Origin of the sequence: Nitrincola tapanii (assembly GCF_008368715.1) — a bacterium.
Lineage (GTDB): Bacteria > Pseudomonadota > Gammaproteobacteria > Pseudomonadales > Balneatricaceae > Nitrincola > Nitrincola tapanii.
The window spans coordinates 63,104-88,075 of sequence record NZ_SMRS01000002.1 but is presented as its reverse complement, the minus strand read 5'-3'; the positions used below and the strand labels follow the sequence as shown (position 1 = coordinate 88,075).

Sequence of the window (24,972 nt, the reverse complement as noted above, 5' to 3'; positions counted from 1 at the left end):
TTAAATATTACAATCCAATTAAAGGTTGTACTAAACGTCCCATCAAGCCACTAAACTTAAGCGGTGCATCGGTGGCGATCAAACAGATGCAATCTTGATCAGTATCCACGATAGGCTGGTGATGTGCTTCACCATCTAGATCTGCTACATCACCGGCCGCAAAGCGACCAAACTCATCGGTGTAGGAACCACGCAGTACCAGGGTCAACTCACTACCCGAGTGGCTGTGATGTGGAACAGAAACGCCAGGCGCCAAGCGTAACAAACGGGTTGCACCAGGCCCCCCTAAATGTAGATCCAACTGATGGGCACCATAACCGAGACGTTTCCAAGGCAGTTGATCCAAAGGTTTTTGTAAATAGTGATAGAGGGGGGGAGGTATATCACCGGGGATCTGCACCTGGGGCTTTAAGATCTGCGCGGAAACTTCTTCCGCCATGGCATCACCTAAAACATCCTGATCATTCAAATCCAGACGTGCTAACACCTGATCCAATGCTTGGGAATCCAGGGGCAAAGGGGCGATTTGCGTTAACAAGCTTCCGCCTATAGCTTCAGCTTCTTGTACTCGTTGGCGGCACTCGGAGCACCAATGCAAGTGGCAAGCCACCAAAAGGGCCATTCCTTGCGGTAAACTACCGCTGGCATAGGCCATTAGGGTTGCATCGTCAAAATGATGAGAAATATTCACGCGTCCTCCCCCCAGTGCGCTTTCAGCTTGCTAAAGGCTAAACGCAATCTGGATTTTACACTGCCCAGGGGAATCCCCAGTTGTTCAGCAATCTCGGAATGAGATTTGCCCTCGTAGTAAGATAAATGCAGCACCTGAGCCTGGTTTTCGGGCAACTGAGCGATGGCTAGATTCATACGTTCTTCAATCACGGAATGTTCTGCCATATCACGCTGATCAGGATCAGGCTCTTCTTCCGGCAACTCATATTCCACAGCTTTTTCCCGGCGCAAACGATCAATACAAAGATTTCGTGCCAAAGTAAAAATCCAGGTACTGGCGCTCGCTTTGGTTGAATTAAACATATGCGCTTTACGCCACACCGACAGCATTGCTTCTTGGGTGACCTCTTCGGCTGTCGCGAGAGGCATGCCTAAACGTACAATGTAGGCTTTCACACGCGGAGCAAAATACACAAAGAGCTGACTAAACACGGCTTTATCGCGAGTTTCGGCCAGAGAAGTCAGGCGTGCAGACCATTCATCACGCACCTGTTTTTTCCTCTCTTCCGCTAATTGGGCAACTGCGTTCACGGTGCCTCCTGTGGGCTCATCTTCTTGCATTATTGCCTCCTACGAAGTTCACCTGTGCAATGGATCAAGTCTTTTACACCTAAGCCACGATTTTTGAAAGAGTGCGCGCTGAACAAAGCGAAAAACCCTATGATCTATCCCTCTATGTCTGAGCGTAGAGAGTGCAAGAAATTTTTCCGCTTCCGCCATGAGGCTTGATACATGAACATTAAAGTCATTCGCCCTTTGAAAATTGCTGTGATTGGCTCAGGGATTTCTGGATTATCCTGTGCTTGGTTACTCAATCAACAACATCAGGTCACCCTTTTCGAAAAAGATGATCGCCTGGGTGGTCACTCGAATACGGTCGAAGTTGACTGTGCTGAGGGATTCAAAATTCCGGTGGATACCGGTTTTATTGTGTTTAATCCGGTGAACTATCCCAATCTCGTTGAGTTTTTTAAGCATCTTGAAGTTCCCACCCAAGAAACAGAGATGTCTTTTGCCGTGAGCATGGATCAAGGTCGCTTGGAATACAGCGGCACTGACCTCAATGGCTTATTTGCGCAAAGACGCAATCTTTTTAGCCCAACCTTCTGGGGCCTGATCCGTGACTTGCTGAAATTTTATCGGGATTCAGAATCCCTCGCTCAGGATCCAGAGGTGGCCCACTTGTCACTCGGACAGCTTTTAGAGAAAAAAGGCTATGGTCGCGCCTTTGTGCAGGATCATCTGATTCCGATGGGTGCAGCGATCTGGTCAACTCCGGCGGACAAGATGCTGGACTATCCCGCTTTAACCTTCCTACGTTTTTGCCAGAATCACGGTTTGGTGCAGCTCAAGGATCGTCCGCAGTGGCGCACCGTTGTGGGCGGCAGCCGTGTTTATGTGAATAAGATCGCAGATGCCCTTGAGGGGCGCATTCGTCTGAACAGCCACATTCACCGCATTCATCGCCAAGGCGGTCAAGTGATACTGGAAGATCTGCACGGACGTCGCGAAACCTTTGACCATGTCGTCTTAGCTTGTCACTCCGATCAAGCACTAGACCTATTGGCCGAACCTACTGCGGCTGAAGCCGATCTGTTGCGCCACTTCCCTTACCAGCGTAACCGAGCGATTCTTCACAGCGATGCCAGCCTGATGCCGAAACGTCGTGCGGCCTGGGCCAGCTGGAACTATTTAGCTCAATCTCAGGGTGCACAAACCGATGAGATCAGCGTGAGTTATTGGATGAACAGTCTGCAGCATCTGCCCGACTCTACGCCGCTGTTTGTCACTCTGAATCCGAGCCGAGAGCCGGAAGCGGGCAGCATTCATCGTAGTTTTTTGTATGATCACCCGGTCTTCACCTTGGAATCGGTTGAAGCTCAGCGCCAGCTCTGGTCATTACAAGGCGTTCGCAACACTTGGTTCTGTGGCGCCTGGTTTGGCTATGGCTTCCATGAAGATGGTTTGCAATCCGGTTTAGCGGTCGCCGAAGCGCTTGGAGGGTGTCAGCGCCCTTGGTCGCTGGAACAACCCAACTCTCGTATTCATGTACACCCACCGAAGCGCCCCGCTCTGACCAAACAGGAGGCGGTGGCATGAATGAGGCTTTAAAATCCTGCCTCTACCAAGGTGAGGTGATGCATCATCGCCTCGCCCCTAAACGCCACCGTTTTGTCTATCGTGTGACCTCCTGGTTAATTGATCTGGACGAGCTACCGCGACTGCATCAATCACTCAAACTCTTTTCTCATAATCGTTTTAATCTCTACTCGATTTATGAACGTGACTATGGTGACGGCTCTGATCGCCCGCTCAAACAGCAAATCCTTGACCTTCTGAAAAGCAAAGGCCTGGATACGCAGGATGGGCCGATACGCCTTCTCTGTTATCCACGGATGCTCGGTTATGTGTTTAACCCTCTCAGTGTCTTTTATTGTTATGACCCTGACGAAAACCTCTGCGCCATTCTTTATGAAGTCAGTAACACCTTTAAACAGCGCCACAGCTATTTGATTCCTGTAGACGCTCAAGATTCTCGCACGGTTCGGCAAGCCTGTGACAAGGGTTTTTATGTTTCGCCCTTTATGCCCATGGCCAGCCGTTATCATTTTCGGATGACGCCTCCGGCTGAGCAGGTCGCGGTTCTGATCCGCCAAAGTCAAGCAGACGGCCCCCTGCTCGATGCCACCTTTACCGGCAAGCGGCAAACCCTGAGCAATAGATCTCTAGTACGCGCGTTTCTGCGCCACCCCTTGATGACACTCAAGGTCATTGTGGGCATCCATTGGGAAGCCCTGCAACTCTGGCGCAAAGGGCTGCGCATTCAGCCGCAACCTGCAGCGCCAACTGAGCGCGTATCCTTTATTACCGTTAAGGAGTGACCCTAAAATGAAACCCACTGATACCAACGCCCTCTCTGCGCGTGATCTTTTGCCCGAGCATGGCTGGCTGAGCCGTTTCTGTTTTGATCTGATTTTGCGCCACCTGCCGGATTTAGCCTATGGCACGCTCGATTTAGAACTGCCCAATGGCCAAACACTGCAGTTTGGTCAGGCACATGAAGGAGAGCCGCGCGCAGAACTGCGTTTGCATTCCATGAAAGCGATCCGACGCTTAATCAGTGATGGTTTGCTGGGCTGGGCCGAAGGCTACATGGCCGGTGAGTGGGACAGCCCTGATCTGGTTTCATTGATTCAATGGGCATTGGGCAATGAAGCTCAACTCAGCCTGATTAGTCAGAACTCTACCTTCTGGACACGACTTTTCAACAAGCTGCAGCATTTAAAACGTGCCAACACTCGGCGTGGTAGTCGTCGTAATATCGCTTATCACTATGATCTGGGTAACGATTTTTACCAGCTCTGGTTAGATCCGAGCATGACCTACTCTTCTGCACTCTTCACCCATCCCGAACAAAGTTTGTTTGAAGCACAACAGGCGAAATATCGACGTATTGCTCAGATGCTGGATCTGAAACCAGGACAGCAGGTACTCGAAGTCGGTTGTGGCTGGGGCGGCTTTGCTGAATTGGCGGCACGCGAGTTTGGTGTGCGTGTTTTCGGCATCACGCTGTCTAAGGAGCAACTTGCTTATGCTCAAGCACGCATTCAACAGGCCGGACTCACTGATTTGTGTCAATTCAGTCTCACCGATTATCGTGATCTTAAGCAAAGTTACGACCACATCGTGTCCATCGAAATGTTTGAAGCGGTCGGTGAAGAAAACTGGCCAACTTACTTTAATACCCTAAAACGCGTACTCAAACCCGGTGGCAAGGCTGTTTTACAGATCATCAGCATCGAAAATAAACGCTTTGAAAGCTATCGCCGCGACCCAGACTTTATCCAGCGTTATATCTTCCCAGGCGGTATGTTGCCCAGTCCTGAGCGCTTAACGCATGAAGTTCGCCAAGCTGGATTCCACCTCAGTGCCACACACACTTTTGGCAAGGACTATGCCCACACCCTAAAACTCTGGCGCCACAGCTTCTTGGAGCAGTGGCCACGCATTCAAGCCCAAGGCTTTGATGAGCGCTTTAAACGTATGTGGTTGTATTATTTAGCCTATTGCGAAGGTGGTTTTGATGCCGGCTCCATCGACGTCGGCTTTTATCAGTTGGAAAGCTTGTGAAGGACGAACTGACGCGGCGGCAGATCTGGATTTACAGTCTGCCGGCACTGCCGCTGGCTGTGCCAACGGTTGCGGTCTTTGTTCTGCTACCGACTTTTTATATCGAACATCTTGGATTAGGTCTGGCACTGACCGGTTTAATTTTGATGCTGGCTCGACTCAGTGATGTGCTGACCGATCCCTTAATTGGTCGCTGGTTAGATCACGCCTCGCCTCGTCGCTTTAAACTCATCATGATGCTTGGGGGACTGATTTGCATCCCCTCATTACTTCTGCTGGTCAATCCGCCTCAAGAGTTTGTAGCCGGTACCCTATTCTTCGCTTCGATATTTTTATATCTAGGCTGGACCTGCGTCCAGGTACCCTATTTAACTTGGCTCAGGAGCTTAAGTCGCTATAGTTATCAACGCACGCGGATTGCCTCCTATCGCGAAGCCTGCGCACTCCTTGGACTGGTTTTTTCAGCGTCGTTACCCGTACTGGCCCTGACATTTGGACTCAGCACTGCCGCCGCCCTAACCTTCATTGCACTCCTGACGCTGGGTGTAGGTGGACTGCTTCTGGCACAGCTGTTATGGCAACTGCCTGCGCCTGAATGGGTTACCTCACCGCTTGGCACTTGGCGTGAAGTGTTTCAAAACCAGTTGGCTAAACGCTTAATTCTCACTTGGTTAGTGAATGGTATCGCTAATGGCATCCCCGCCGTGCTCTTCCCTCTTTATATCACCAGCGTTCTGGGCGGCAGTGAAGCGGATCGCCCAGGTTTTATTCTCTTATATTTTTTATCGGCCTGTTTAGCTCTACCGATCTGGCTCAAACTCAGTCAGCGCGTGGAAAAGACGCATCTCTGGCAGTGTGCAATGCTGTTGGCCATCGCCGGCTTTATTCCGGCTTTATTTCTGGGCGAAGGGGATCAGCTGGCTTTTTATCTGATCTGTATTCTGACCGGCGCCGCACTGGGTGCGGATCTGGCGCTGCCTCACGCGTTACAAGCCGATGTCGCCGACTGGGATCAATTTCGCTATCGCCGTCGCCAAACGGGATTATTATTTGCCATCTGGAACAGCGCCACCAAACTGGCTTTAGCCCTGGCGGCAGGGATCGCCTTAGGACTCTTAGCCCTAAGCGGATTTGAGGTGGGTGAAAGTCAATCCGCTACCCCCATTTTGCTGATCTATGCCCTACTCCCCTGCGTAATGAAAGCCATAGCCATCACTTTGCTGTTGCGCTTTCCGCTCCAAAACCGACATCAGCAGCGTATTGCTCGCTGTTTATCACAAAGGTCTGAACGGAGTTAATTCATGCGACAACTGTTATTGATTGCCATCCTTTCTCTGACTTTATCTGGGTGCAGCAAAATGAGTATTGAGGATTTTGAATCCAAACAACCCACACTGGTGCTAGAAGAGTATTTTCAGGGCAGTGTGTATGCTTGGGGTATTTTTGAGGATCGTTTTGGCAAGCTGCGTCGTGAGTTCCAAGTCGAGATCCTCGGTGAATGGAATGGTGAAACGCTCGTTCTCGATGAATACTTTCTCTACTCAGATGGTGAACGTGATCGTCGTGTCTGGACCATTACACCTTTAGATGGTCAGCGTTACCAAGGTTCTGCCGCAGATATTATCGGCTATGCCAGCGGTGAGGTTCGTGGCAACGCATTAAATTGGCAATATAAAATGGACCTCAAAGTGGGTGATGGTAGTTGGCGTGTTCACTTTGATGACTGGATGTATTTACAACCTGGAGGGGTAATGGTTAACCGTGCTAAGGTGAGTAAATGGGGTGTGGAGTTGGGTAGTGTCACCCTCTTCTTTACGCGTGGTGATCAATTAAAAGAAGCACCTTTTGCTTTAAAAGCTTCGCATCCACACTCAGACTCTAATTAACCCCAAGGATTATACACTCCGCTTTTGATTCACTGATCTTGATGGTAAGCCTTAATTGTCAATAAGGCTTACCATCAATGCCCGCCTAAACGCTGATGTATTTTGCGTAAACACCATCCCAGTAGGGGTAAACGAAAATAAAGCGGCGCGCTGTCCCAGTAATCTAGATGCTCGGTCACGCGTCCTTGTGCATCAAAACTTAGACGTGTGGCCCCTTCTACTTCGATTTCTCCTATCACCGGCAAACCGGCGTTAAAAATCCAAGCAATCCAAGCACTCTCCGCCCCAGCCACCACTTCTGTAACCGTGAACTTAGGTGACTTCGTCTGTGTAAACATGTCTAGCAAAATACGGCGCATCCCTTCAGCGGAGTGCACATCGTTGAAGGGATCACGAAAATGCACATTGACCGTGACTAAAGAGAGCAAGTGCTCTAAATTTTCAGGGGTTAAATGAGTGAAGGCCTGAGCATAAAGCTCTGCTTGAACCTTTACAGATGGGGACATAGAAAATCCTGCAAAAAATGAAGACTAACCGTTTAACCGTTGTACTAACTTAAAGTAGATAGCATAAGGTAAACAGCGCAAGAATTTGAGGAAATAGGCAAAACGCCGAGGAAAGACGACTTCAAAGCCCGGCGACTCCAACCCTTGCACGAGGGCTTTGGCGGCCGCTTCAGGCTCCATCAAACAGGGCATAGCAAACGCATTTCGATCGGTCAGTGGCGTCCGCACAAAACCCGGATTAATCAATTTTAATTTAACCCCGGAACCTTGCAGTTCAGTATAAAAGGCTTCGCAGGCATGAATCATCGCCGCCTTACTGGCACCATAAGCCGCTGCCGTGGGTAAACCACGATAACCGGCAACAGACGCCACAACCGCGATGGTGCCGCGTCGCTGCGCGCGTAAACGCGGCAGAACCGTATGAATCCCTTGCAGCACCGCAAAGTAGTTAACCTCCATCAGTTGCCGAAAAACGCTGGGCTGCAACGAATCGATTGAGGTGGGAGTATGTGTACCCGCATTAAAAATAATCCAATCAGGTAGCGCAAAGTGCCCACAAATGAATTCCCAAGCCTCCTGCAAAGCCTGCACATCGGTGACATCCAAGGCATAAGCGAAAGCTTGCGGGCTGGGTAACTGAGCATTTAACTCCGTACAAACCTGCTGCAATTTCTGTGCATCGCGTGCGGAAAGAATCACATAGTCACCTCGATCGAGGCATTCTCGTGCTGTCGCTAAACCGATTCCACTGCTCCCTCCTGTAATCCACACCCATTTAGCCTTAACCATTGTCCGCCTCCACGCCTTTGGGCAGAACACGAATACGCGACTTATCGCGGGCAGAGAACTCCATTCCCCACCAACGCCCTTGGGCATCATACCAGGTGTCCGTGTCCTCTAATTCAGCCCCTAAACGGTATTTCTGCACCTCTAACTCGCCTTGGGTAGACTGCAAACGTTTCATCCCCAAGCGTTCAACCGCTAATTGGCTGGCTTCGCCCGTGAGTGTATTCAGCACCTCTTGTGCTTCGAGGATGCCTGGATTCCAGTGATTGGTGGTGAGTAGATCCTGAGACAGCCAGCGTTGCTGCTGTGCCTTCTGCACACGCAAGCCTTGATCCTCGGCTTGTGCCTGGATAGATTCGCGCTTGCCATCATCATTCACTTCTACGCTCAGACGCTGTAAGCGCCCCTCTTGCCACCACTCCGTAGCCCGATATTCATAGTGGTAGTTAAATACCGCTAGAGCGCGTATGTGCAAGCGCATGTGTGCATCCACTCTGAGCAGGCCATTTTCTTCACTAAAGCGCAGCTGGTGAGTCCCGATTGCACGACCATTGCGCCACACCTCAAAGTTCTGCTCTTGACCATATAAAGCCAGGGCCTCTTCTGCTGTCATGCTCAAACCCGCTCGATGCAGTGTTGGTTCCGCCCAAGCCAGCGGAATCATCAGGCAGCCTATACCCAACACGACTTTAACGATCTTTGCCAGCATGCTTTTCTCCTGCTTATTGCTCTTTGTTTGCACAACGCACTTAAAGGTACGCATCTAACGTGGACAAGGATCAGCGGCACTGCCGCTACATCAGCCACTTCAGCGCTGCAGGGATCTTTGAGATCCGTTAAGATGTGCATGGACACATTTGTGTGTGAACTTTTTACAGGAGATGAACGTGACTTTGCCCCGCAACCTCAGCTTGATCCTCATTCTTTTAGTGAGTTTACTGCTGTCTCCCGCTTGGGCAGACAATCCCAAGGTACGCTTTGAAACCAGCCTAGGACAGATTGATATTGAACTCTTTGCCAAAGAAGCACCTTTAACCGTGGAAAACTTCTTACGCCATGTGGATGCCGGTTTTTATGAAGGCATCATTTTCCACCGCGTGATCCCCGGTTTTGTTATTCAAGGTGGTGGATTCAATGCACGTTTGGAACAAAAGACTCCACTAGCACGCGTGCGTAACGAATCCGATAACGGCCTAAAAAATCAGCGCGGTACCCTATCGATGGCACGTACCAACGATCCACATAGTGCGAGCAGTCAGTTTTTTATTAATCTGGTGAACAACGCAAGTCTAGATGCACAACCCGGTCGCCCTGGTTATGCTGTGTTTGGACAGGTGATTGAGGGCATGGATAAGGTGGACGCCATCGCTCAAGGCCGTACCACTCGGGTCGGCCCGCATCGTGATGTGCCTGAACAGGCTGTGATCATTCTCAGCGCGCAGCGCTTAGAGCTAGCCAAAACTCAGGAGAAGGCAGATCCAGACAGGGATGAGGAGAAGTTCGAGTAAGATCGTTCAGGCTCATACTACATAGCTCACGGCTTCAGCCGCGACATGCACTCACGCTGCCTCCAGCCTTGGGCGCACGCGTGCTAAATACTCGCCGGTCAGAACGAAAGCCCTCTGTCCGGCTTCTTCCACAAGCACTTCAAGTGTCCAGCGTGCCCGCCCTCGCTCGGAGAACGACTGAGTGAACGCCTGCACCAACGCCTCATTTGGCAGTTTTGCCTGAGCGGTAAAAGCCCGAGTCACCGGTGCTAAATATTGAATCTCACTTTTCACGACCACCACCTCAGCTTCCCAGCCTTGCTTGTGTAAATAACGCGTGGTTAAACACCAACCGGCAAGCGTGGCAAGTGCCGCTAAGGAACCACCAAAAGCGGTGCCCTTATCATTGAGATTGGGCGCCAAAGGCACTTTCAGCTCCAAGAACTGGCCATCAAACTGTAAGGATTGCAACTGCATGGCCTGTACCAAGGGGATCTCTTGAAACAGCTGCTGCATAAATTCAGCATCTGATTTCATGCTTTTCCCCATAAGCGTACAAACTCACCGACTGCTGGGCAGCTGGCTAGTCGACGCTTTTTACTCTGACCTAAATAAATGAAGCCAATGATTTCTTCATGCGCATCCAAACCTAAGCCTTGCATCACTTGAGGATTAAAGGCCATGGGACCCGAGCGCCAAATCGCATCCAAACCCTGCGCATAAGCGGCCAGCAAGAGCCCATGCGCTGCACAACCGGCGGTCAATCTCTGCTCACTTTTGGGAACCTTAGGATGCTCAGACAAAGAGGCTATCGCCACGATAATCATCGGCGCACGCAAAGGATTCTGACCGAGTTTATTTAACTCGGCTTGCGTCGCATTGGGATTTTCTATGCGTGCGGCCTCGATAAATAAAGCCCCTAAGCGCTCTCGCCCTGAGTCTTCTATCTGCAAAAAACGATAGGGCTTTAACCCACCATGATCCGGTGCTCGCAAAGCCGCCCGATAGATGAGATCCAATTGCTCGGGATTTGGTGCCGGGCCCTCTAACACCGGGCAAGACACACGATTTAACAATAACTCTAAAGCGTCCATCTTTTCTCCTTACTGACGAGCCAAGCGTGGATTGGCCGGCTCTGCAGCCAGGCTGGAACGGTAAGGATTAATATCCAATCCACCGCGACGCACATAACGCGCATACACCGTTAGCTTCTGTGGACGACATTGATTCCAAATATCCATAAAAATGGTTTCTACACACTGCTCATGGAAATCACCATGTTCACGGTAAGAGATTAAATAGGCCAAGAGCCCAGCACGATCAATACTTGGGCCTTTATAATGTATCTGTACACTGGCCCAATCCGGTTGCCCTGTGACCGGACAGTTGGATTTCAGTAGATGACTGACCAGTGTCTCTTCCACCACCCGATCAGTGGTGCGTAAAAGCTTGGGCTCCGGCTGATAATGCTTGACCTCAATATCGAGTTCATCCAGACACTCTCCCTGTAAGCGTTCAAGCTGCAAGGGAGCATCCAGCTTACGCAAAAAGACCTGAACACGTCCGCCCGCTGCTTGCGCCAGATCCGACTCTAAACGCTTGAGTACTTCCGCTTCATTGGCAAAACAGCTGAGATTAAAAGAGTTCAGATAGAGCTTAAAGGATTTAGATTCGATAATGTGTGTTGAATCGGCTGCAATACGAAACTCCGCCAAACGCACCACAGGCTTACCCTTGGGGTTCAGCCAAGACACCTCATACGCATTCCAGATATCAACCCCTTTAAAAGGCAAGGATCCACGCTGAATCCCTCGTGCTTGCCAGTTAATCTCTCGTGCAATCGGATACAGCAATGAGGGATCATACTGGTTCACATAATCTGTCTCTTGACCTAAGGGCGACCGCTGAATCACCTCATGCTCGTTCATCAGTTACGAATTCCTTTGCCGATTTTAAGAAGGTGCAAGGCATAGCTTGCCAAGATCACAATGCATCCGAGAATCATAGCAAAGGCAAAGCCGATATGAATATCACTGACTCCCAGCAAGCCATAACGGAAGCTGTTGACCATATAAAGAATCGGGTTAAATTGTGAGACCAAGTGCCAAAAACCAGGTAATAGGCTGATGGAGTAAAAGACTCCGCCCAAATAGGTTAAGGGCGTCAAAATAAAAGTCGGCACGATCGAGATATCGTCAAAGCTATTTGCATAGATGGCATTAATAAAACCACCGAGTGAAAACAGGATCGCAGTGAGCAATACCGTGGTGACGGTAATACCAAGATGCTGCACCTGCAGGCTGGTAAAAAACAGGGACAAGAGTGTGACAATCAAGCCCACAGCCAAACCACGCGCCACCCCACCGGCCACAAAACCGGCAAGAATCACCCAATTTGGGACAGGTGCCACCAGCAACTCTTCTATGTGGTGTTGAAACTTAGTGCCAAAAAATGAGGAAACAACATTACCGTAGGAGTTGGTAATCACCGACATCATAATCAGACCCGGTGCGATGTATTCCATATAACCAAAACCACCCATCTCACCGATACGCGAACCGATGAGATTTCCAAAGATGATAAAATACAGTGTCATGGTGATCGCAGGCGGAAGCAGGGTTTGTACCCAGATACGGGTAAAACGACGAATTTCTTTGACCAGTATGGTAGTGAAGGCTGTCCAAATTAACGATGTGTTCATGCGACACGCCCTCCGGACTGCAGATTTTTCTCAACCAAGGACACAAACAACTCCTCCAGACGATTCGCTTTATTGCGCATACTCACCACTTGTACACCTTGCTGCGAAAGCTGAGCAAACAACTCATTTAAGCCCTGCTGCTTGGCCACTTCAACTTGTAAACAATGTGGATCTATTAAGCTGGCACGATAATCCGGCAGATTAGGCAACTGCGTCAGTTCCTGATTCAGATCGAGTAAAAAGGTTTCGGTATTCAGCTGCGCCAGAAGGCGCTTCATGCTGGTATTTTCAATAATTTCACCCTGATCAATAATCGCAATATTACGACACAGAGACTCCGCCTCTTCCAGATAGTGGGTGGTCAGAATGATCGTGGTACCCTGCGCATTCAACTCACATAGGAACTCCCACATCGAGCGACGCAGTTCAATATCAACCCCCGCTGTCGGCTCATCCAGAATCAAAAGCTTAGGCTGATGCACTAAGGCACGAGCAATCATTAAGCGGCGCTTCATACCGCCGGATAAACGCCGAGCCGGTTGCTCACGCTTATCCCACAGGCCCAATTTTTTCAAATAGACCTCACTACGTGCCTTGGCTTCAGCACGCTTTAAGCCGTAATAACCCGCCTGAGTGATCAGAATATCTTCCACTTTTTCAAAGGCATTAAAGTTAAACTCCTGGGGCACAACACCCAGTTGCAACTTAGCTTCTGTCACCTGTTGAGCCAGATCATAACCAAAGATTTTGACTTCGCCTGCCGTCGGATTCACCAAGGACGAGACTATGCCTAAGGTTGTCGATTTACCGGCACCATTCGGCCCGAGCAATGCAAAAAAATCACCCTGCTCAACCCGCAAAGAGATCCCTTTCAAGGCTTCAAAGCCATTGGCATAGGTTTTACGCAAATTATCTATCTGTAATGCCTGTGTCATGAACGAGTCCTGTCAAAACCGATCTTAATAGCTGGGGGCAAACCTGAGGATTTTCAATACGCAGATGAATGTTAAATAGAGAAGCATAATAGATGGCTTCTGAAACGCAGCGAACGCGATTCAAGGTATTGATTAATCGTATGTGATCTATGAATTATTTAGAGCGAGGCAGCGCAGGCACTGCAAGAGATGGCGTCCCATAGGGGGTTCGAACCCCTGTTACCGCCGTGAAAGGGCGGTGTCCTAGGCCACTAGACGAATGGGACGTGACATATAAATTGTACATAAAGCTTGGAGCGGGAAACGAGACTCGAACTCGCGACCCCGACCTTGGCAAGGTCGTGCTCTACCAACTGAGCTATTCCCGCTTAACTTTCCAAGATACATAAGCATCTTAGAAGTTGGCGTCCCATAGGGGGTTCGAACCCCTGTTACCGCCGTGAAAGGGCGGTGTCCTAGGCCACTAGACGAATGGGACGTGACCGTGTTTGAGAAGTTTTGGAGCGGGAAACGAGACTCGAACTCGCGACCCCGACCTTGGCAAGGTCGTGCTCTACCAACTGAGCTATTCCCGCTTAACTTTCCAAGATACACAAGCATCTTAGAAGTTGGCGTCCCATAGGGGGTTCGAACCCCTGTTACCGCCGTGAAAGGGCGGTGTCCTAGGCCACTAGACGAATGGGACGTGACCGGTACTTCTCAAGCTTCTTCGCTCTGCTTGACCGACTTAAACAAACTTAACTTGAGTCAGTTTGAGTGTCTGTCAGGTTGCTTCCTGAAGAGGCGCAAATAATACGTATAGGCTTTTTGCGCGTCAACACTCTGAATTAAAAAAATTTAAATTTTTTAAGTTAAGCGCTGAGACTGATCAATTCCAACACACTTAACAACCTCAGCTGGCGTGTAAGCCACAAGAGGATCGGCTAACATAAAGGCAATATTCGCCAAAACCCCTGATGGAACCCTAGACCTCATGTCACCCAGTGAAACTGCGATTATCATTTTAATGGCTGTCTTTGTGATGATGATGGTGGCCATAGCGTTTCAGAGTGCAGAGAACCTACGCCAAGAACGCCACTTTCAATTACTGGCTCTAAGGGATCAGTACCGTCGTTGCGAGCACCTACTGAATAACTTCCCGACCGAATTCATGACCGCTCCTTTGCGCTCAGCCTTGCTCAACTTCATGCGGCTATTGCTCAAGCGCATGCATCAAATTCAACGCAATTCTGAATTGAATCACCAGATGGAAGCCCTGGCACAAATTGAAGAAGCTCCTCTGCCCTCCCCCTATTTCCCAGAAAACCAAGGTCCCAGCCTGTTTGCAGAACGCAATGCCGCCCTGCGGGCACGCGCTCTAGTCAGAGAGATGGTTGAGCTGGTGTCTTTAATGAGCCAGCAAGGTTTTGCGCAGACACAAATGCAGGCTTTGCTTGCAGAGTTAAAACTCGCCTATCAACGCTGCCAATGTGATCTCCTCCTGCATGAAGCACACTTGGCTTTACAGCAAAGCGGTCCGAAAGTCGCCATCCATCATCTGCGCACCGCTCTCATGCAGCTTAAAAAACTCAATCCGCAGGGTTTACTAGACGCACAACTCATTCAACTCCAAGGCTGGATGCATGAGATTGAAGTGCAAGCGACTGCTCCACAGCCAACTGCGCCCCAGTCACATGCCCCTGAAGCCCAGAGTTCAGCTGCTTTTAGCCTACAGAGTTAGCCATAAGTCGAATTTTCAATGACATATTGTTGCGGGAGTCCGCATTATGTAAGGCTTCCGCTTCACTGATCCGCCCCTGCTGATAAAGCTTTAATAGACTCTGATCAAAGCTGTGCATCACCCCATCGCCCGCATTTTCCACCACATCACGCAGTCGAGTGAAATCCCCCCGTGCCACCAGTTCAGATACATAAGGTGTGTTGACCAACACTTCTGTCACCGGAATAAACTGATCATTCAGCCCACGCACCAAGCGCAGCGAAACCACCGCTTTCAGGTTAAGCGACAGATCCATCGTCAGTTTGCGACTTTCCGTTTCATGGAAAAAGTTCAGAATATGCTCTAGAGCCTGATTGGAGTTGTTGGCATGCAGTGTCGATAGACAGAGATGTCCGGTTTCTGAGTAGCGGATGGCTTGCTCCATCGTCTCACGATCACGGATCTCACCAATCATGATCACATCCGGCGCCTCACGCATGGCATTTTTCAGCGCATTACTAAAAGAGTGGGTATCGATGCCCACCTCACGCTGATTGATCAGAGACAATTTACTGCTGTGCAAATACTCGATGGGATCTTCTATGGTCAGAATATGGCCACTCGTGGAAAGATTACGATGCTCCAACATAGCGGCTAGGGTGGTTGATTTACCCGACCCTGTCGCCCCGACTATGAGAATCAGGCCATTTCGCTCCATCACCAAATCTTGCAAACTGGAGGGTAGATTGAGTTCTGAAATTGAGGGGATCTCACTGCGAATATGGCGGATGACTAAGGCCACATCACCCCGCTGGCGATAGATATTCACACGAAATCGCCCAACACCTTCCACTTCATGGGCAAAGTTCATTTCCCATTCTTTTTCAAAATCAGCGATCTGCCCAGGGTTCATCAATCCGTAAGCCACCTCTTTAACTAAACTCGGCGACAACTGCTTCTCACCTAAAGGGCGCATGACACCCTGCACTTTCATCTGCACCAGAGCATGACTACTGAGGAACAGATCGGAGGCTTGTTTGTCTACCATAAGCTTTAAATAACGATCCAGATCCAGCATGGCATTCTCCTAATCCTTTTTACGACAGGCACTCACTGCCTGCGAGCTGACAAAAATATACCTACTTTTTGTATTTGTACTTTTCTAAGTTTGAAGCTAGTCTTAATCATTAATCCAAATTTATAAGAAGCCTCCAAAGCACAATGAACTCTTCTGAATCATCCGAACAGGATTCTGTTCTCTCTCCTGAACATTCGGGTGAAACCTCTGAAGATCACGGACGCTCTTCAACTCAGTTTACACCCATTTGGCAGCTCGTCTATGAACGTGAACGCGAACATTTAGCGCTGGATCATCACTCCTTGGTCACCTATGCGGATCATCAAGGACGTATCACTCATGCCAATGATCTGTTTTGCGAAATCAGCGGCTTCTCCCGTGGGGAGCTGATCGGCCAGACTCACAGTTTACTGAAATCCGGCGTTCATCCCGATAGTTTTTATCGCAGCATGTGGGCAGACTTAAAGGCAGGCCAGGTCTGGCAAGGTGACATTTGCAATCGTCGCAAAAATGGCAGTTTGCACTGGGTACGCACCACGATTGTGCCTTTTTTGAATCAACGAGGTGAGATTTATCAATTTATCTCGATGCGCACGGACATCTCTCACATCAAACAGATTGAAGAAGATCTGCGCGAAGCACGAGACTTGGCTCAACAGGCACAACGCCAAGCCGAAAGCTCCAGTCTGGCACGAGCGAACCTGTTGCGCAAAATCAACCACGATATACGCACACCTCTGACCTCGATTTTAAGTGCCGCACAGCTCTTGGAGATGGAAGGCGGCTTAAGCGAGAGCCAAACCCAGTGTGCGCAGCGTATTCTGAATGCTTGCCAAGAAGTCCTGGGGTTAATTACACCGATTGCAGATCAAGATGAACAACACAGCCGCCAGCTCTGGTCCGATGCCGCACACCATCTTTCTTCGCAACTCTACAACACGAGCGAACCCCGTCAGCATCTTGTATCGCCTAAAGCGCCACCCTCGAGTTCAAGCTCCAACCCGATCAGCACCGAACTGGCCAGTGATAACGCTCAATATCCTTGGTTCAGAATTTTGTATGTGGAAGAGAACAGCGCCAATCGCCAACTGGTGCGTTTATTACTTGAACGCAATCAGGATGTAAAACTCTACTCTACACCCAGCGTTGAAGAAGCCTTGGAGTTGGCGGCCACTTATCAACCCCACCTCATCTTGGTGGATCTTAACCTGCCTGGCATAGAGATTTCAGACTTACAACAGCAGTTGCGTCAACACCTGCAACCTGGGACGGCGATGATTGCTTTGAGCGCACTGGACGATGACGAAGCGGTACAGTGGCTACGCAAGGGTTTTCAGGGACACCTGAAGAAACCCTTGGAGCTGCCACTGCTTCTACGCACCCTCGATCATTGGATGCAGGAAGTCAAATATCTTCAAGCTGGGTCGGTGAGCACCCCAGCACGATAGTCTTGCAAAGCCTGATCGATCTCTTCCAGCGTATTCATCACAAAAGGACCATACTGTACGATCGGCTCACCGATCGGGCGTGCCGCTAAAAGCAAGCAACGCCCGCCCTCTGCACCCGCGCTTAAGACTAACCTATCCCCCGCACCCAACTCGACAGCAGCATGCTGGGGCAAGGCAGTGTGTTCGATGAACAGACTGCCTTCAAACACATAAGTGAATGCCGCCAGATCCTCAGCAACGGGGATCACACAGTGTGCATGAGGTTGAAGCTGAATATCTACAAACAGAGGTGCGGTAGAGATCCCCGTGATCGGCCCGGTGAGAGTCTGCCCCTGCCAGGACAATTGCCCGGCCACCAAGCGTAAACTCACCTGCTCATCTCGATATTCGGGAATACTTTCCGGTTCCAGATTTTGATAGGCTGCGGGTTTCATCTTCTCTTGTGCCGGCAGGTTCACCCAGAGTTGGAAGCCACGCATGAGCCCCGCTTCCTGCTGTGGACGCTCCTCATGGATCACACCTCGACCGGCGGTCATCCACTGCACCCCGCCACTGCGCAACAAACCTTCATTCCCTAAATGATCACGATGCAGCATCTGACCATCGAGCATGTAGGTCACGGTTTCAAAGCCACGGTGTGGGTGGGGTGGAAAACCGGCAATATAATCATCTGGATCATCCGATGAAAAATGATCCAGCATTAAAAAAGGATCGATACGTAAGGATTGGCGCTGACCCAAGCTACGCTTGAGCTTCACGCCTGCTCCATCCTGGCTATCGATGGCCGGAATCATTCGGCGAACTGGGCGTTCAGACATAGAGCCTCCTCGTATTTATCTTAAATACTCATTACAAGTCTAAGGCGGCAATCTGAGCCTGAGCGGCAGCCAAAGAAGCTTCACGCTGCTGCGCCATATTCAAGCCCTCAGCATAGACCACCTCAACTTGAGTCAGACCGATAAACGCCAACACCTGCTTTAACCAAGGGATCTGGAAATCCTGACCAGCGTCTTTATACATACCACCACGAGTCGCCAACAGGGTGACAGGTTTATTCTGCAACAGCCCGACGGGCCCCTGATCGGTGTATTTAAAGGTGATACCGTTCGCCACCACACGATCGATCCAAGCTTTCAGTTGCGAGGGCACCGCGAAGTTGTACATAGGTGCCGCGATCACCAAGTGATCGGCGCGCTGCAACTCAGCAATCAATTGTGAAGACTGCGCCAAAACGGCCGCCTGTTCAGGCGTACGCTCTTCCTCGGCAGACATGAGTGCCGCCAGCGTCGCCGCATCAAAATGCGCAACCGGTTCAGCGCCCAGATCACGCACCTTAACTTCGCTATCAACATGAGTTTCTTGCCAACGCTGGATCAACGCCTGAGCCAAAACATTGGACTGGCCGTTATCCGCTAAAATGCTGCTCTGAACGACTAAAAGTGATTTCTTAGACATATCGATTCCTCATCTGATGGAAAATTATTTGGCATGGATTGCATTATCAAATCAACCAAACTAATAATGAATAGAGAAAAACCACTCATAATGATCGAAAAAGTTGATGTAAAATGCGTATCTCTCTTGAGCAATGGCAGGCGTTTATCGCCATCGTGGATCAGGGTGGTTATGCCCAAGCGGCTGAAACTCTGCGCAAAAGCCAATCCGCCATTACCTATTCCATTCAGCGGTTGGAACAGGAACTAGACCTGAAAGTCTTTCGTATCGAAGGACGACGCTCTGTACTCACTGATGCAGGTGAAGCCCTGCTACGGCAAGCACGGCAATTGCTACAACAAGCCGATCAAATTGAAACGCTCGCACAAGGATTCGCGGCCGGCTGGGAAGCCGAAATTCGTATCGCAATGGACAGTCTTTTTCCAGCCCAGTGGATGCTCGATGCGCTGGCCACTTTTGCTTTAGAGCAACCCCAAATACGCATCACACTGAGTGAAACGGTTCTCAGTGGCACAGATGAAGCCTTGCTCAAGCACGAAGCGGATCTGGTGATCAGTGGTCGGGTTCCCCCTGGATTTGTTGGGGATCCTCTTTGTACCGTACGTTTTATTGCCGTGGCACATCCAGAACATCCTTTGCATCAGTTACCCACTCCTTTGGATACCCGAGATCTGCGCCAGCACCGTCAATTAGTCGTCAAGGATTCAGGCACACGACGCTTGGATGCCGGCTGGTTAGGCGCGGATCAACGCTGGACACTGAGCAGCGCGCGCACCTCTATCGAAGCCGCCTGCCGAGGTCTGGGGTTTGCGTGGTATCCACACACACATATTCAAGAAGCGCTGAGTCAGGGTTTACTCAAACCCCTGCCCCTAGCCACAGGGGCCGAGCGCTGGGTGCCCTTATATTTGGTGATCAGCCAACCTAATCATCCCGGCCCAGGTATTCGTCGCCTGGCCGAACTCTTACAGGCACGCACTCGGGATCCATCTCTCAACTGAAAGCGTACTATACTCATTCCATCCTCTAACGCGCAGGTGTTGCTATGCTTTCATTCAAACGTAGAGTCCGCTCCTTGTTAATATTGTTGTCTACGCAGTTGTTACTGATTAATTCAAGCTGGGCAAAAGAAATGACTCCCAACACCCAGGCACTTTTTGATCATGAGCTTAAACGTCTTCACTCTAATGAAATCGTCAATCTCAGAGAGCGTTATGCTGGGCACCCGGTATTATTTGTGAACACCGCCAGTCATTGCGGGTTTACTGGGCAGTTTGAAGCCCTGGAAAAAACTCATCAGACCTATAAGGATCGCGGTTTAAAAATGGCCGGCTTTCCGTCCAACAGTTTTAAGCAGGAATCTAAAGATGAAGCCGATACGGCTCGCATCTGCTTTCAGAATTTTGGTGTGACGTTTGACATGTACACCCATATCGATGTGCGAGGCCGTTCAGCGCATCCTATTTTTCAGGAGCTCGCGCGTCAAAGCTCTGCACCACGCTGGAATTTTTATAAGTATTTAATTGATGCTGAAGGGCGTGTGATCGCCAGTTTCCCAAGCACAACGCGACCCGATTCTGCAGAATTTAAGGCTGCAGTCGAAAAACTTTTGGGAAGCTAAAGCAGCGATCTCATCAGGGATTTGGCTATTTGGTCTGACCAATTCAGACTAAAGTATAAATTACACTTAGGTCTAATCCCTGTAAAAAGCACCCCCTTTAGACTTTAGTAACACTCTAAATGGGGAGGTTGTATGAGCCACGCTCAACCGCACCACACCGAAGAAGCACGCCACAGCATGTCTGTGGCCGCTTGGATTGGCTTTTTTCTTGGGCCGTTTTTCTTACTGCTCACCTTTATTCTGCCACCCCCTGAGGGCATGTCAGAAACAGCTTGGGCCGTTGTCGGCTTAACCCTACTCATGGCCACCTGGTGGTCAACTGAAGCCATACCCATTCCAATCACCTCACTTTTACCCATTCTGCTGGTGCCTGCCTTGGGCGTCGGGACGCTGGGCCAAGCCACGGCTCCCTATGCCAACCCGATTATTTTCTTATTCTTGGGGGGATTTTTGCTCGGTCTGGCTATGCAACGTTGGAATCTTCATCGTCGCATCGCTCTGCTTACACTTCTCGCGGTGGGTGATAAGCCAGCCAAGCAAATTGCCGGTTTTATGCTGGCGACGGGGTTTATCAGTATGTGGGTGAGTAATACTGCAACCGCAATCATGATGCTCCCTATCGGTCTTTCGGTGATCAGCCTGATGGAGTCCGATGATGAAGGTGAGCTGGAAAGGTTTGCGACCGCCTTATTGTTAGCCATCGCCTACGCTGCCAGTGTCGGCGGGATCGCGACGCTCATTGGGACCCCCCCGAATGCACTGCTGGCCGGCTATCTGGCGGACAACCACGGTATGCAGCTCGGGTTCGGCGAGTGGATGGTCATCGGCTTACCCGTCACCTTAGTGATGATGCTGTTTACCTGGTGGTGGCTCAGCCGCAAAAACTTCAATATCAAAGGTAACAGCAATGAGATGCTGAGAGCCGAACTGGATAAGATGGGCACCATGTCCCGTGGTGAAAAACTGGTAGCTATCGTCTTCGTTCTGACGGCACTGGCCTGGATTTTCCGCCCACTATTTAATGATGCGATGCCTTGGTTAACCGATACCGGTATTGCCATCGCTGCAGCGATTGCGCTCTTCTTGATTCCTGTTGATATCAAAAAACGCGTATTTTTGATGTCTTGGGAAAAAGCCGACGCGATTCCCTGGGGCGTTCTGCTGCTATTTGGGGGTGGTTTGGCCTTGGCCGGTGTGATTACCAGTTCAGGTCTGGCTGAGTGGATCGCCTCCGGCTTGAGTGTCTTTGGTACATTGCCTTTGCTGTTGGTGATCGGGATTGTGGTACTGGTGATTATTTTCCTAACGGAAGTGACCAGCAATACGGCAACCGCCGCCGCTTTCTTGCCACTTTTAGGCGCTTTAGCGGTTGCACAGGATATGTCCCCTCTGCTCTTCACTGTTCCAGCGGCTATAGCGGCCAGCTGTGCGTTTATGATGCCGGTCGCCACACCACCGAACGCGATTGTGTTTGCCACGGGGCATATGAAAATTCAGTCGATGATTAAAGCCGGTTTTGCTCTCAACCTGGGCGGCGTCTTGGTCGTCACCTTGATCAGCTATGCCTTGATCATCGCTTTCTGGCTCTAAGGGAGTTGAAGAGGCTTAAATATCCGAATATTAAAAGGGCTTAGATCGCGATCCAAACACAAACGGGGCCTTAGGCCCCGTTTGTCTGTTCATCTGGCTAATAAAAACTTAGTGGTTCGCCAAACGACCCAAAGCCGAGTCCAGAGCACTCTTCATTTTCTCACAAGCACCCGCAACCGCTTTGCCTGTGCTGTCCGCATGTTCAGTCACTGCGAGCGGCTGCAAACCGGCTACACGCACTTCCAGAACACAGCGTTTATCATGCTCACCGGGTTTGTGAGCGTTTTCATCGTGCAGATGCACTTCAACACGCGTCACTTTCTCGCTGAAGCGGCCCAGGGTTTTCTCAACAGCCGCTTTTACATGAGAGGTTAAGCCTTCATCATTTTCGATACTGCTGTCGGTATTCACCTGAATAATCATTGTTATCTCCATCTATTATCGGTATTGGGGCATACGTCAGATTGGCTGCCTTAAGTGGCAGCCCACTCCTGCTTGGAGTAGGCTTGCATCAACGTAAGTGACTATTATCGCAGATATACTAGCCTGACAGCTATCAGCAGACAGAAGGGATGAATGATGCAACTCAAGCAAGCTTCACTTTTTCGCCAAGATGCCTGGATTCAAGGCCAGTGGTGCCAAGCCGACTCCGGTGCCTCTACGCCCATTTACAACCCTGCCAATGCCGCCCAACTCGGCTCAGTTCCGAATATGGGTGCGGACGAAACAGCACGCGCCATCGCTGCCGCCGAAGCCGCTTTACCGAGCTGGCGTAATCTGACGGCGGCACAACGTGCCACTTATTTAAAACGCTGGCATCAGTTAATTCTGCAACACCAGGCAGATTTGGCTCAGATTATGACCGCCGAGCAGGGCAAACCGCTGGCTGAAGCAGAGGGTGAAGTCAATTATGGTGCGGCCTTTGTGGAATGGTTCGCAGAGGAAGCCAAACGCGTATATGGCGAAACACTGCCCGGACACCAAGCCGACAAACGCTTGGTTGTGATTCGCCAAGCGGTTGGGGTCGTCGCGGCGATCACGCCTTGGAACTTTCCCCTTGCCATGATCACACGCAAAGTTGCACCTGCCCTAGCCGCCGGTTGTACTCTAGTGCTCAAACCGGCTCCGCAAACCCCCTTCTCGGCACTGGCTCTCGCGGCACTGGCTGAAGAAGCCGGTATTCCAGCCGGAGTGTTGAACATCGTCACGGCCGATGCCGAAAAGAGCCGAGAGGTGGGTGAGGTTCTTTGCAGCAGCCCAAGTGTGCGTAAACTCTCATTTACCGGCTCAACATCTGTCGGCATTCATCTCATGCAAGCCTGCGCACCCAGCTTAAAAAAGCTCTCTTTAGAACTGGGCGGCAACGCACCCTTTATTGTTTTTGACGATGCCGATCTGGATGCCGCTGTGGCCGGCGCCCTTCTCTCCAAATACCGCAATGCCGGTCAAACCTGTGTGTGCGCCAATCGTATCTATGTGCAATCGGGGATTTATGATGCGTTTGCCGAACGCTTTAGTGCTGCTGTACAAAAACTGCAGGTAGGCCCGGGAACTGAGCCTGGCACCCAAGTAGGGCCTCTGATTAATACCGCCGCCTTGGCCAAAGTAGAAGCCCATCTGGAGGATGCCCTGAGTAAGGGGGGCAAACTGCTTTGTGGGGGTCAGCGCCATGCCTTAGGTGGGCTTTTCTTTGAGCCTACCGTCATCAGTGAAGCCCATGCCGCGATGCGCTTTGCGCGTGAAGAAACCTTTGGCCCTCTCGCCCCGCTGTTCCGTTTTGAGCAGGAAGAAGAGGTCATTGCTTTGGCCAATGCTACCGAATATGGTTTAGCCGCCTATTTTTATGCGCGGGATCTAAGCCGTGTGTGGCGTGTTGCCGAAGCACTGGAATATGGCATGGTTGGCATCAACACTGGATTGATCTCAACAGAGGTCGCTCCGTTTGGCGGCATTAAATCGTCTGGACTGGGGCGTGAAGGGTCACGTCACGGCCTAGAAGAATACTTAGAGATGAAATATCTGTGTATGCAGATCTAAGTCTTTAAATCCGGGGGACTCCACTGGCAAGAAGCCCCCGGATTCGCGTAAGATAGCGCCATTTATACCTTGCGGATAATCAGGGGTTTACAGATGTTTTATTGGCGTTCTCTTTCGGTTCTAGCCTGTGCCGGCCTCCTCAGCGCCTGTGCTCCCGGACACCTGTATGTGGAAGAGGGTGTGCTGGAAGGGATTGATCACCGCATTCAGACGCAAAATGAGCATTTGCAGGGCATTCAAGCCCAGCAAAGCCAGAGCCTCAGCTCCATCTTAGAGGCACAGGAAAGTGTGGTCACACGCTTGCAAGAAACGATTTTTGAACGTGTTAAGCCCCCTGAATGTAAACCTGAACCTAAACTCGTCTGCCCGCCTCAAGGCGAAAGCGGTACGCTGGTTCTAGGTGGATTGGAGAAACAACTGGTCGGTGAGATTGAACAGGTCCATCTCTCCGGCCTGGATGCGACTTTGCCCGCACGTATCGATACTGGCGCCACCACCTCTTCCCTAGATGCACGTAACATCCAATTTTTTGAACGCGATGGACGCCGCTGGGTACGTTTTGATTTTGTTCACCCAGCTACTGGGGATGATACCAACGTTGAGCGTCCGGTTGTGCGGGTCGTCCGTATCAGTCAATCGATCAGTGAAGATTACGAACGCCGCCCAGTGGTTGAACTGCGTTTCACTTTGGGTAATGTCAGCCAATCGGCTGAATTTACGCTGACAGATCGTAGTCATCTGGATTTCCCCGTTTTGATTGGGCGCAATATTCTGAAAGATATGATGGTGGTCGATGTCGGTAAACAAAATATTGCACCGCCTCAACTGCCAAACTCCCGGGATAATCGTTCTTAATTTCTGATTTTTAGCAACAAGGCTA

Annotated in this window: 27 protein-coding genes and 5 tRNA genes; 13 read left to right on the top strand and 19 right to left on the bottom strand. The window is 50.4% G+C overall.

Annotated elements, in window-relative coordinates; all coding sequences use genetic code 11:
- Window positions 1-7: 7 nt before the first annotated feature.
- Together E1H14_RS03140 and E1H14_RS03135 are read right to left on the bottom strand one after the other, a co-directional pair.
- Complete coding sequence (locus E1H14_RS03140; RefSeq protein ID WP_149390007.1) at window positions 8-691, bottom strand: ChrR family anti-sigma-E factor; 684 nt, start codon at window positions 689-691, stop codon at window positions 8-10.
- The gene (locus E1H14_RS03135) at window positions 688-1,293 is read right to left on the bottom strand and encodes a sigma-70 family RNA polymerase sigma factor (RefSeq protein ID WP_149390006.1); all 606 of its coding nucleotides are present in this window, start codon (window positions 1,291-1,293) and stop codon (window positions 688-690) included. The genes E1H14_RS03140 and E1H14_RS03135 overlap by 4 nt, the downstream gene beginning before the upstream one ends.
- 171 nt (window positions 1,294-1,464) lie before the next feature.
- Between E1H14_RS03135 and E1H14_RS03130 the strand changes: the two genes are divergently transcribed.
- Genes E1H14_RS03130 through E1H14_RS03110 form a run of 5 tightly spaced genes read left to right on the top strand, consistent with a single transcriptional unit; the run spans window position 1,465 to window position 6,749 of the window.
- Window positions 1,465-2,832 carry an NAD(P)/FAD-dependent oxidoreductase gene (locus E1H14_RS03130; protein ID WP_149390005.1) on the top strand — a complete coding sequence of 456 codons (1,368 nt, stop codon included), beginning with the start codon at window positions 1,465-1,467 and terminating at the stop codon, window positions 2,830-2,832.
- Window positions 2,829-3,614, top strand: a complete 786-nt coding sequence (locus E1H14_RS03125) for a DUF1365 domain-containing protein (protein ID WP_149390004.1) — start codon at window positions 2,829-2,831, stop codon at window positions 3,612-3,614. Before E1H14_RS03130 ends, E1H14_RS03125 begins: the two co-directional genes overlap by 4 nt.
- A gap of 7 nt (window positions 3,615-3,621) precedes the next feature.
- Complete coding sequence (locus E1H14_RS03120) at window positions 3,622-4,863, top strand: SAM-dependent methyltransferase (RefSeq protein ID WP_149390003.1); 1,242 nt, start codon at window positions 3,622-3,624, stop codon at window positions 4,861-4,863.
- On the top strand, window positions 4,860-6,161 hold the full coding sequence (locus tag E1H14_RS03115) for an MFS transporter (RefSeq protein ID WP_149390002.1): 1,302 nt from the start codon (window positions 4,860-4,862) through the stop codon (window positions 6,159-6,161). Before E1H14_RS03120 ends, E1H14_RS03115 begins: the two co-directional genes overlap by 4 nt.
- A gap of 3 nt (window positions 6,162-6,164) precedes the next feature.
- The gene (locus tag E1H14_RS03110; RefSeq protein ID WP_149390001.1) at window positions 6,165-6,749 is read left to right on the top strand and encodes a DUF3833 domain-containing protein; all 585 of its coding nucleotides are present in this window, start codon (window positions 6,165-6,167) and stop codon (window positions 6,747-6,749) included.
- Window positions 6,750-6,823: 74 nt separating this feature from the next.
- Here E1H14_RS03110 and E1H14_RS03105 read toward each other — a convergent pair whose 3' ends face one another.
- Genes E1H14_RS03105 through E1H14_RS03095 form a run of 3 tightly spaced genes read right to left on the bottom strand, consistent with a single transcriptional unit; the run spans window position 6,824 to window position 8,750 of the window.
- A complete protein-coding gene (locus E1H14_RS03105; protein WP_149390000.1) occupies window positions 6,824-7,255 on the bottom strand; it encodes a nuclear transport factor 2 family protein in 432 nt (143 codons plus the stop codon).
- Window positions 7,256-7,279: 24 nt separating this feature from the next.
- Window positions 7,280-8,044 (bottom strand): SDR family NAD(P)-dependent oxidoreductase, encoded by a 765-nt coding sequence (locus E1H14_RS03100; protein ID WP_149389999.1) that lies wholly within the window; start codon window positions 8,042-8,044, stop codon window positions 7,280-7,282.
- Window positions 8,037-8,750: a DUF6134 family protein gene (locus tag E1H14_RS03095; RefSeq protein ID WP_149389998.1), complete on the bottom strand. Its 714-nt coding sequence runs from the start codon at window positions 8,748-8,750 to the stop codon at window positions 8,037-8,039. Before E1H14_RS03095 ends, E1H14_RS03100 begins: the two co-directional genes overlap by 8 nt.
- 178 nt (window positions 8,751-8,928) lie before the next feature.
- Between E1H14_RS03095 and E1H14_RS03090 the strand changes: the two genes are divergently transcribed.
- On the top strand, window positions 8,929-9,549 hold the full coding sequence (locus E1H14_RS03090) for a peptidylprolyl isomerase (protein ID WP_407670229.1): 621 nt from the start codon (window positions 8,929-8,931) through the stop codon (window positions 9,547-9,549).
- Window positions 9,550-9,600: 51 nt separating this feature from the next.
- Here the strand turns inward: E1H14_RS03090 and E1H14_RS03085 are convergent, their stop codons facing one another.
- From E1H14_RS03085 to E1H14_RS03040, 10 genes are all read right to left on the bottom strand, one after another.
- Entirely contained in the window at window positions 9,601-10,065 is a 465-nt protein-coding gene (locus E1H14_RS03085) for a YiiD C-terminal domain-containing protein (protein ID WP_160142008.1), read from the bottom strand.
- Window positions 10,062-10,622, bottom strand: coding sequence for a nitroreductase family protein (locus E1H14_RS03080; RefSeq protein ID WP_149389996.1), 561 nt, complete (start codon window positions 10,620-10,622; stop codon window positions 10,062-10,064). Before E1H14_RS03080 ends, E1H14_RS03085 begins: the two co-directional genes overlap by 4 nt.
- Window positions 10,623-10,631: 9 nt before the next feature.
- Entirely contained in the window at window positions 10,632-11,456 is an 825-nt protein-coding gene (queF, locus tag E1H14_RS03075) for an NADPH-dependent 7-cyano-7-deazaguanine reductase QueF (protein WP_149389995.1), read from the bottom strand.
- Window positions 11,456-12,229, bottom strand: a complete 774-nt coding sequence (locus tag E1H14_RS03070; RefSeq protein WP_149389994.1) for an ABC transporter permease — start codon at window positions 12,227-12,229, stop codon at window positions 11,456-11,458. The genes queF and E1H14_RS03070 overlap by 1 nt, the downstream gene beginning before the upstream one ends.
- Window positions 12,226-13,164: an ABC transporter ATP-binding protein gene (locus E1H14_RS03065; RefSeq protein WP_149389993.1), complete on the bottom strand. Its 939-nt coding sequence runs from the start codon at window positions 13,162-13,164 to the stop codon at window positions 12,226-12,228. Before E1H14_RS03065 ends, E1H14_RS03070 begins: the two co-directional genes overlap by 4 nt.
- Window positions 13,165-13,354: 190 nt before the next feature.
- Window positions 13,355-13,430 (bottom strand) — tRNA-Glu (locus E1H14_RS03060).
- A gap of 26 nt (window positions 13,431-13,456) precedes the next feature.
- Window positions 13,457-13,532 (bottom strand) — tRNA-Gly (locus E1H14_RS03055).
- Window positions 13,533-13,566: 34 nt separating this feature from the next.
- Window positions 13,567-13,642: transfer RNA gene (locus E1H14_RS03050), tRNA-Glu, on the bottom strand.
- Window positions 13,643-13,663: 21 nt separating this feature from the next.
- A tRNA-Gly gene (locus E1H14_RS03045) sits at window positions 13,664-13,739 on the bottom strand.
- Window positions 13,740-13,773: 34 nt separating this feature from the next.
- Window positions 13,774-13,849 (bottom strand) — tRNA-Glu (locus tag E1H14_RS03040).
- 288 nt (window positions 13,850-14,137) lie between these two features.
- On the opposite strand from E1H14_RS03040, the gene E1H14_RS03035 reads away from it, so the two are divergent.
- The gene (locus E1H14_RS03035) at window positions 14,138-14,884 is read left to right on the top strand and encodes a hypothetical protein (RefSeq protein ID WP_149389992.1); all 747 of its coding nucleotides are present in this window, start codon (window positions 14,138-14,140) and stop codon (window positions 14,882-14,884) included.
- Here E1H14_RS03035 and E1H14_RS03030 read toward each other — a convergent pair.
- On the bottom strand, window positions 14,868-15,941 hold the full coding sequence (locus tag E1H14_RS03030) for a PilT/PilU family type 4a pilus ATPase (RefSeq protein WP_149389991.1): 1,074 nt from the start codon (window positions 15,939-15,941) through the stop codon (window positions 14,868-14,870). The genes E1H14_RS03035 and E1H14_RS03030 overlap by 17 nt on opposite strands.
- 143 nt (window positions 15,942-16,084) lie before the next feature.
- Between E1H14_RS03030 and E1H14_RS03025 the strand changes: the two genes are divergently transcribed.
- Window positions 16,085-17,389, top strand: coding sequence for a PAS domain S-box protein (locus E1H14_RS03025; protein WP_149389990.1), 1,305 nt, complete (start codon window positions 16,085-16,087; stop codon window positions 17,387-17,389).
- On the opposite strand, the gene E1H14_RS03020 is transcribed toward E1H14_RS03025, so the two are convergent.
- Together E1H14_RS03020 and E1H14_RS03015 are read right to left on the bottom strand one after the other, a co-directional pair.
- A complete protein-coding gene (locus E1H14_RS03020; RefSeq protein WP_149389989.1) occupies window positions 17,356-18,207 on the bottom strand; it encodes a pirin family protein in 852 nt (283 codons plus the stop codon). The genes E1H14_RS03025 and E1H14_RS03020 overlap by 34 nt on opposite strands.
- A 31-nt stretch (window positions 18,208-18,238) precedes the next feature.
- Window positions 18,239-18,844: an FMN-dependent NADH-azoreductase gene (locus tag E1H14_RS03015; protein ID WP_149389988.1), complete on the bottom strand. Its 606-nt coding sequence runs from the start codon at window positions 18,842-18,844 to the stop codon at window positions 18,239-18,241.
- Between the two features lie 113 nt (window positions 18,845-18,957).
- Here E1H14_RS03015 and E1H14_RS03010 point away from each other — a divergent pair, with 113 nt between their 5' ends.
- The 3 genes from E1H14_RS03010 (at window position 18,958) to E1H14_RS03000 (ending at window position 22,055) form a co-directional block, all read left to right on the top strand.
- Window positions 18,958-19,845, top strand: a complete 888-nt coding sequence (locus E1H14_RS03010) for a LysR family transcriptional regulator (RefSeq protein ID WP_149389987.1) — start codon at window positions 18,958-18,960, stop codon at window positions 19,843-19,845.
- Between the two features lie 131 nt (window positions 19,846-19,976).
- Complete coding sequence (locus E1H14_RS03005) at window positions 19,977-20,465, top strand: glutathione peroxidase (RefSeq protein ID WP_149389986.1); 489 nt, start codon at window positions 19,977-19,979, stop codon at window positions 20,463-20,465.
- Window positions 20,466-20,597: 132 nt separating this feature from the next.
- Window positions 20,598-22,055 (top strand): SLC13 family permease, encoded by a 1,458-nt coding sequence (locus E1H14_RS03000; protein ID WP_149389985.1) that lies wholly within the window; start codon window positions 20,598-20,600, stop codon window positions 22,053-22,055.
- 108 nt (window positions 22,056-22,163) lie between these two features.
- On the opposite strand, the gene E1H14_RS02995 is transcribed toward E1H14_RS03000, so the two are convergent.
- Window positions 22,164-22,478: an HPF/RaiA family ribosome-associated protein gene (locus E1H14_RS02995; protein ID WP_149389984.1), complete on the bottom strand. Its 315-nt coding sequence runs from the start codon at window positions 22,476-22,478 to the stop codon at window positions 22,164-22,166.
- 156 nt (window positions 22,479-22,634) lie between these two features.
- On the opposite strand from E1H14_RS02995, the gene E1H14_RS02990 reads away from it, so the two are divergent.
- Complete coding sequence (locus E1H14_RS02990) at window positions 22,635-24,092, top strand: NAD-dependent succinate-semialdehyde dehydrogenase (protein ID WP_149390239.1); 1,458 nt, start codon at window positions 22,635-22,637, stop codon at window positions 24,090-24,092.
- Window positions 24,093-24,185: 93 nt separating this feature from the next.
- The gene (locus tag E1H14_RS02985) at window positions 24,186-24,947 is read left to right on the top strand and encodes an ATP-dependent zinc protease family protein (protein ID WP_149389983.1); all 762 of its coding nucleotides are present in this window, start codon (window positions 24,186-24,188) and stop codon (window positions 24,945-24,947) included.
- Window positions 24,948-24,972: the final 25 nt, after the last annotated feature.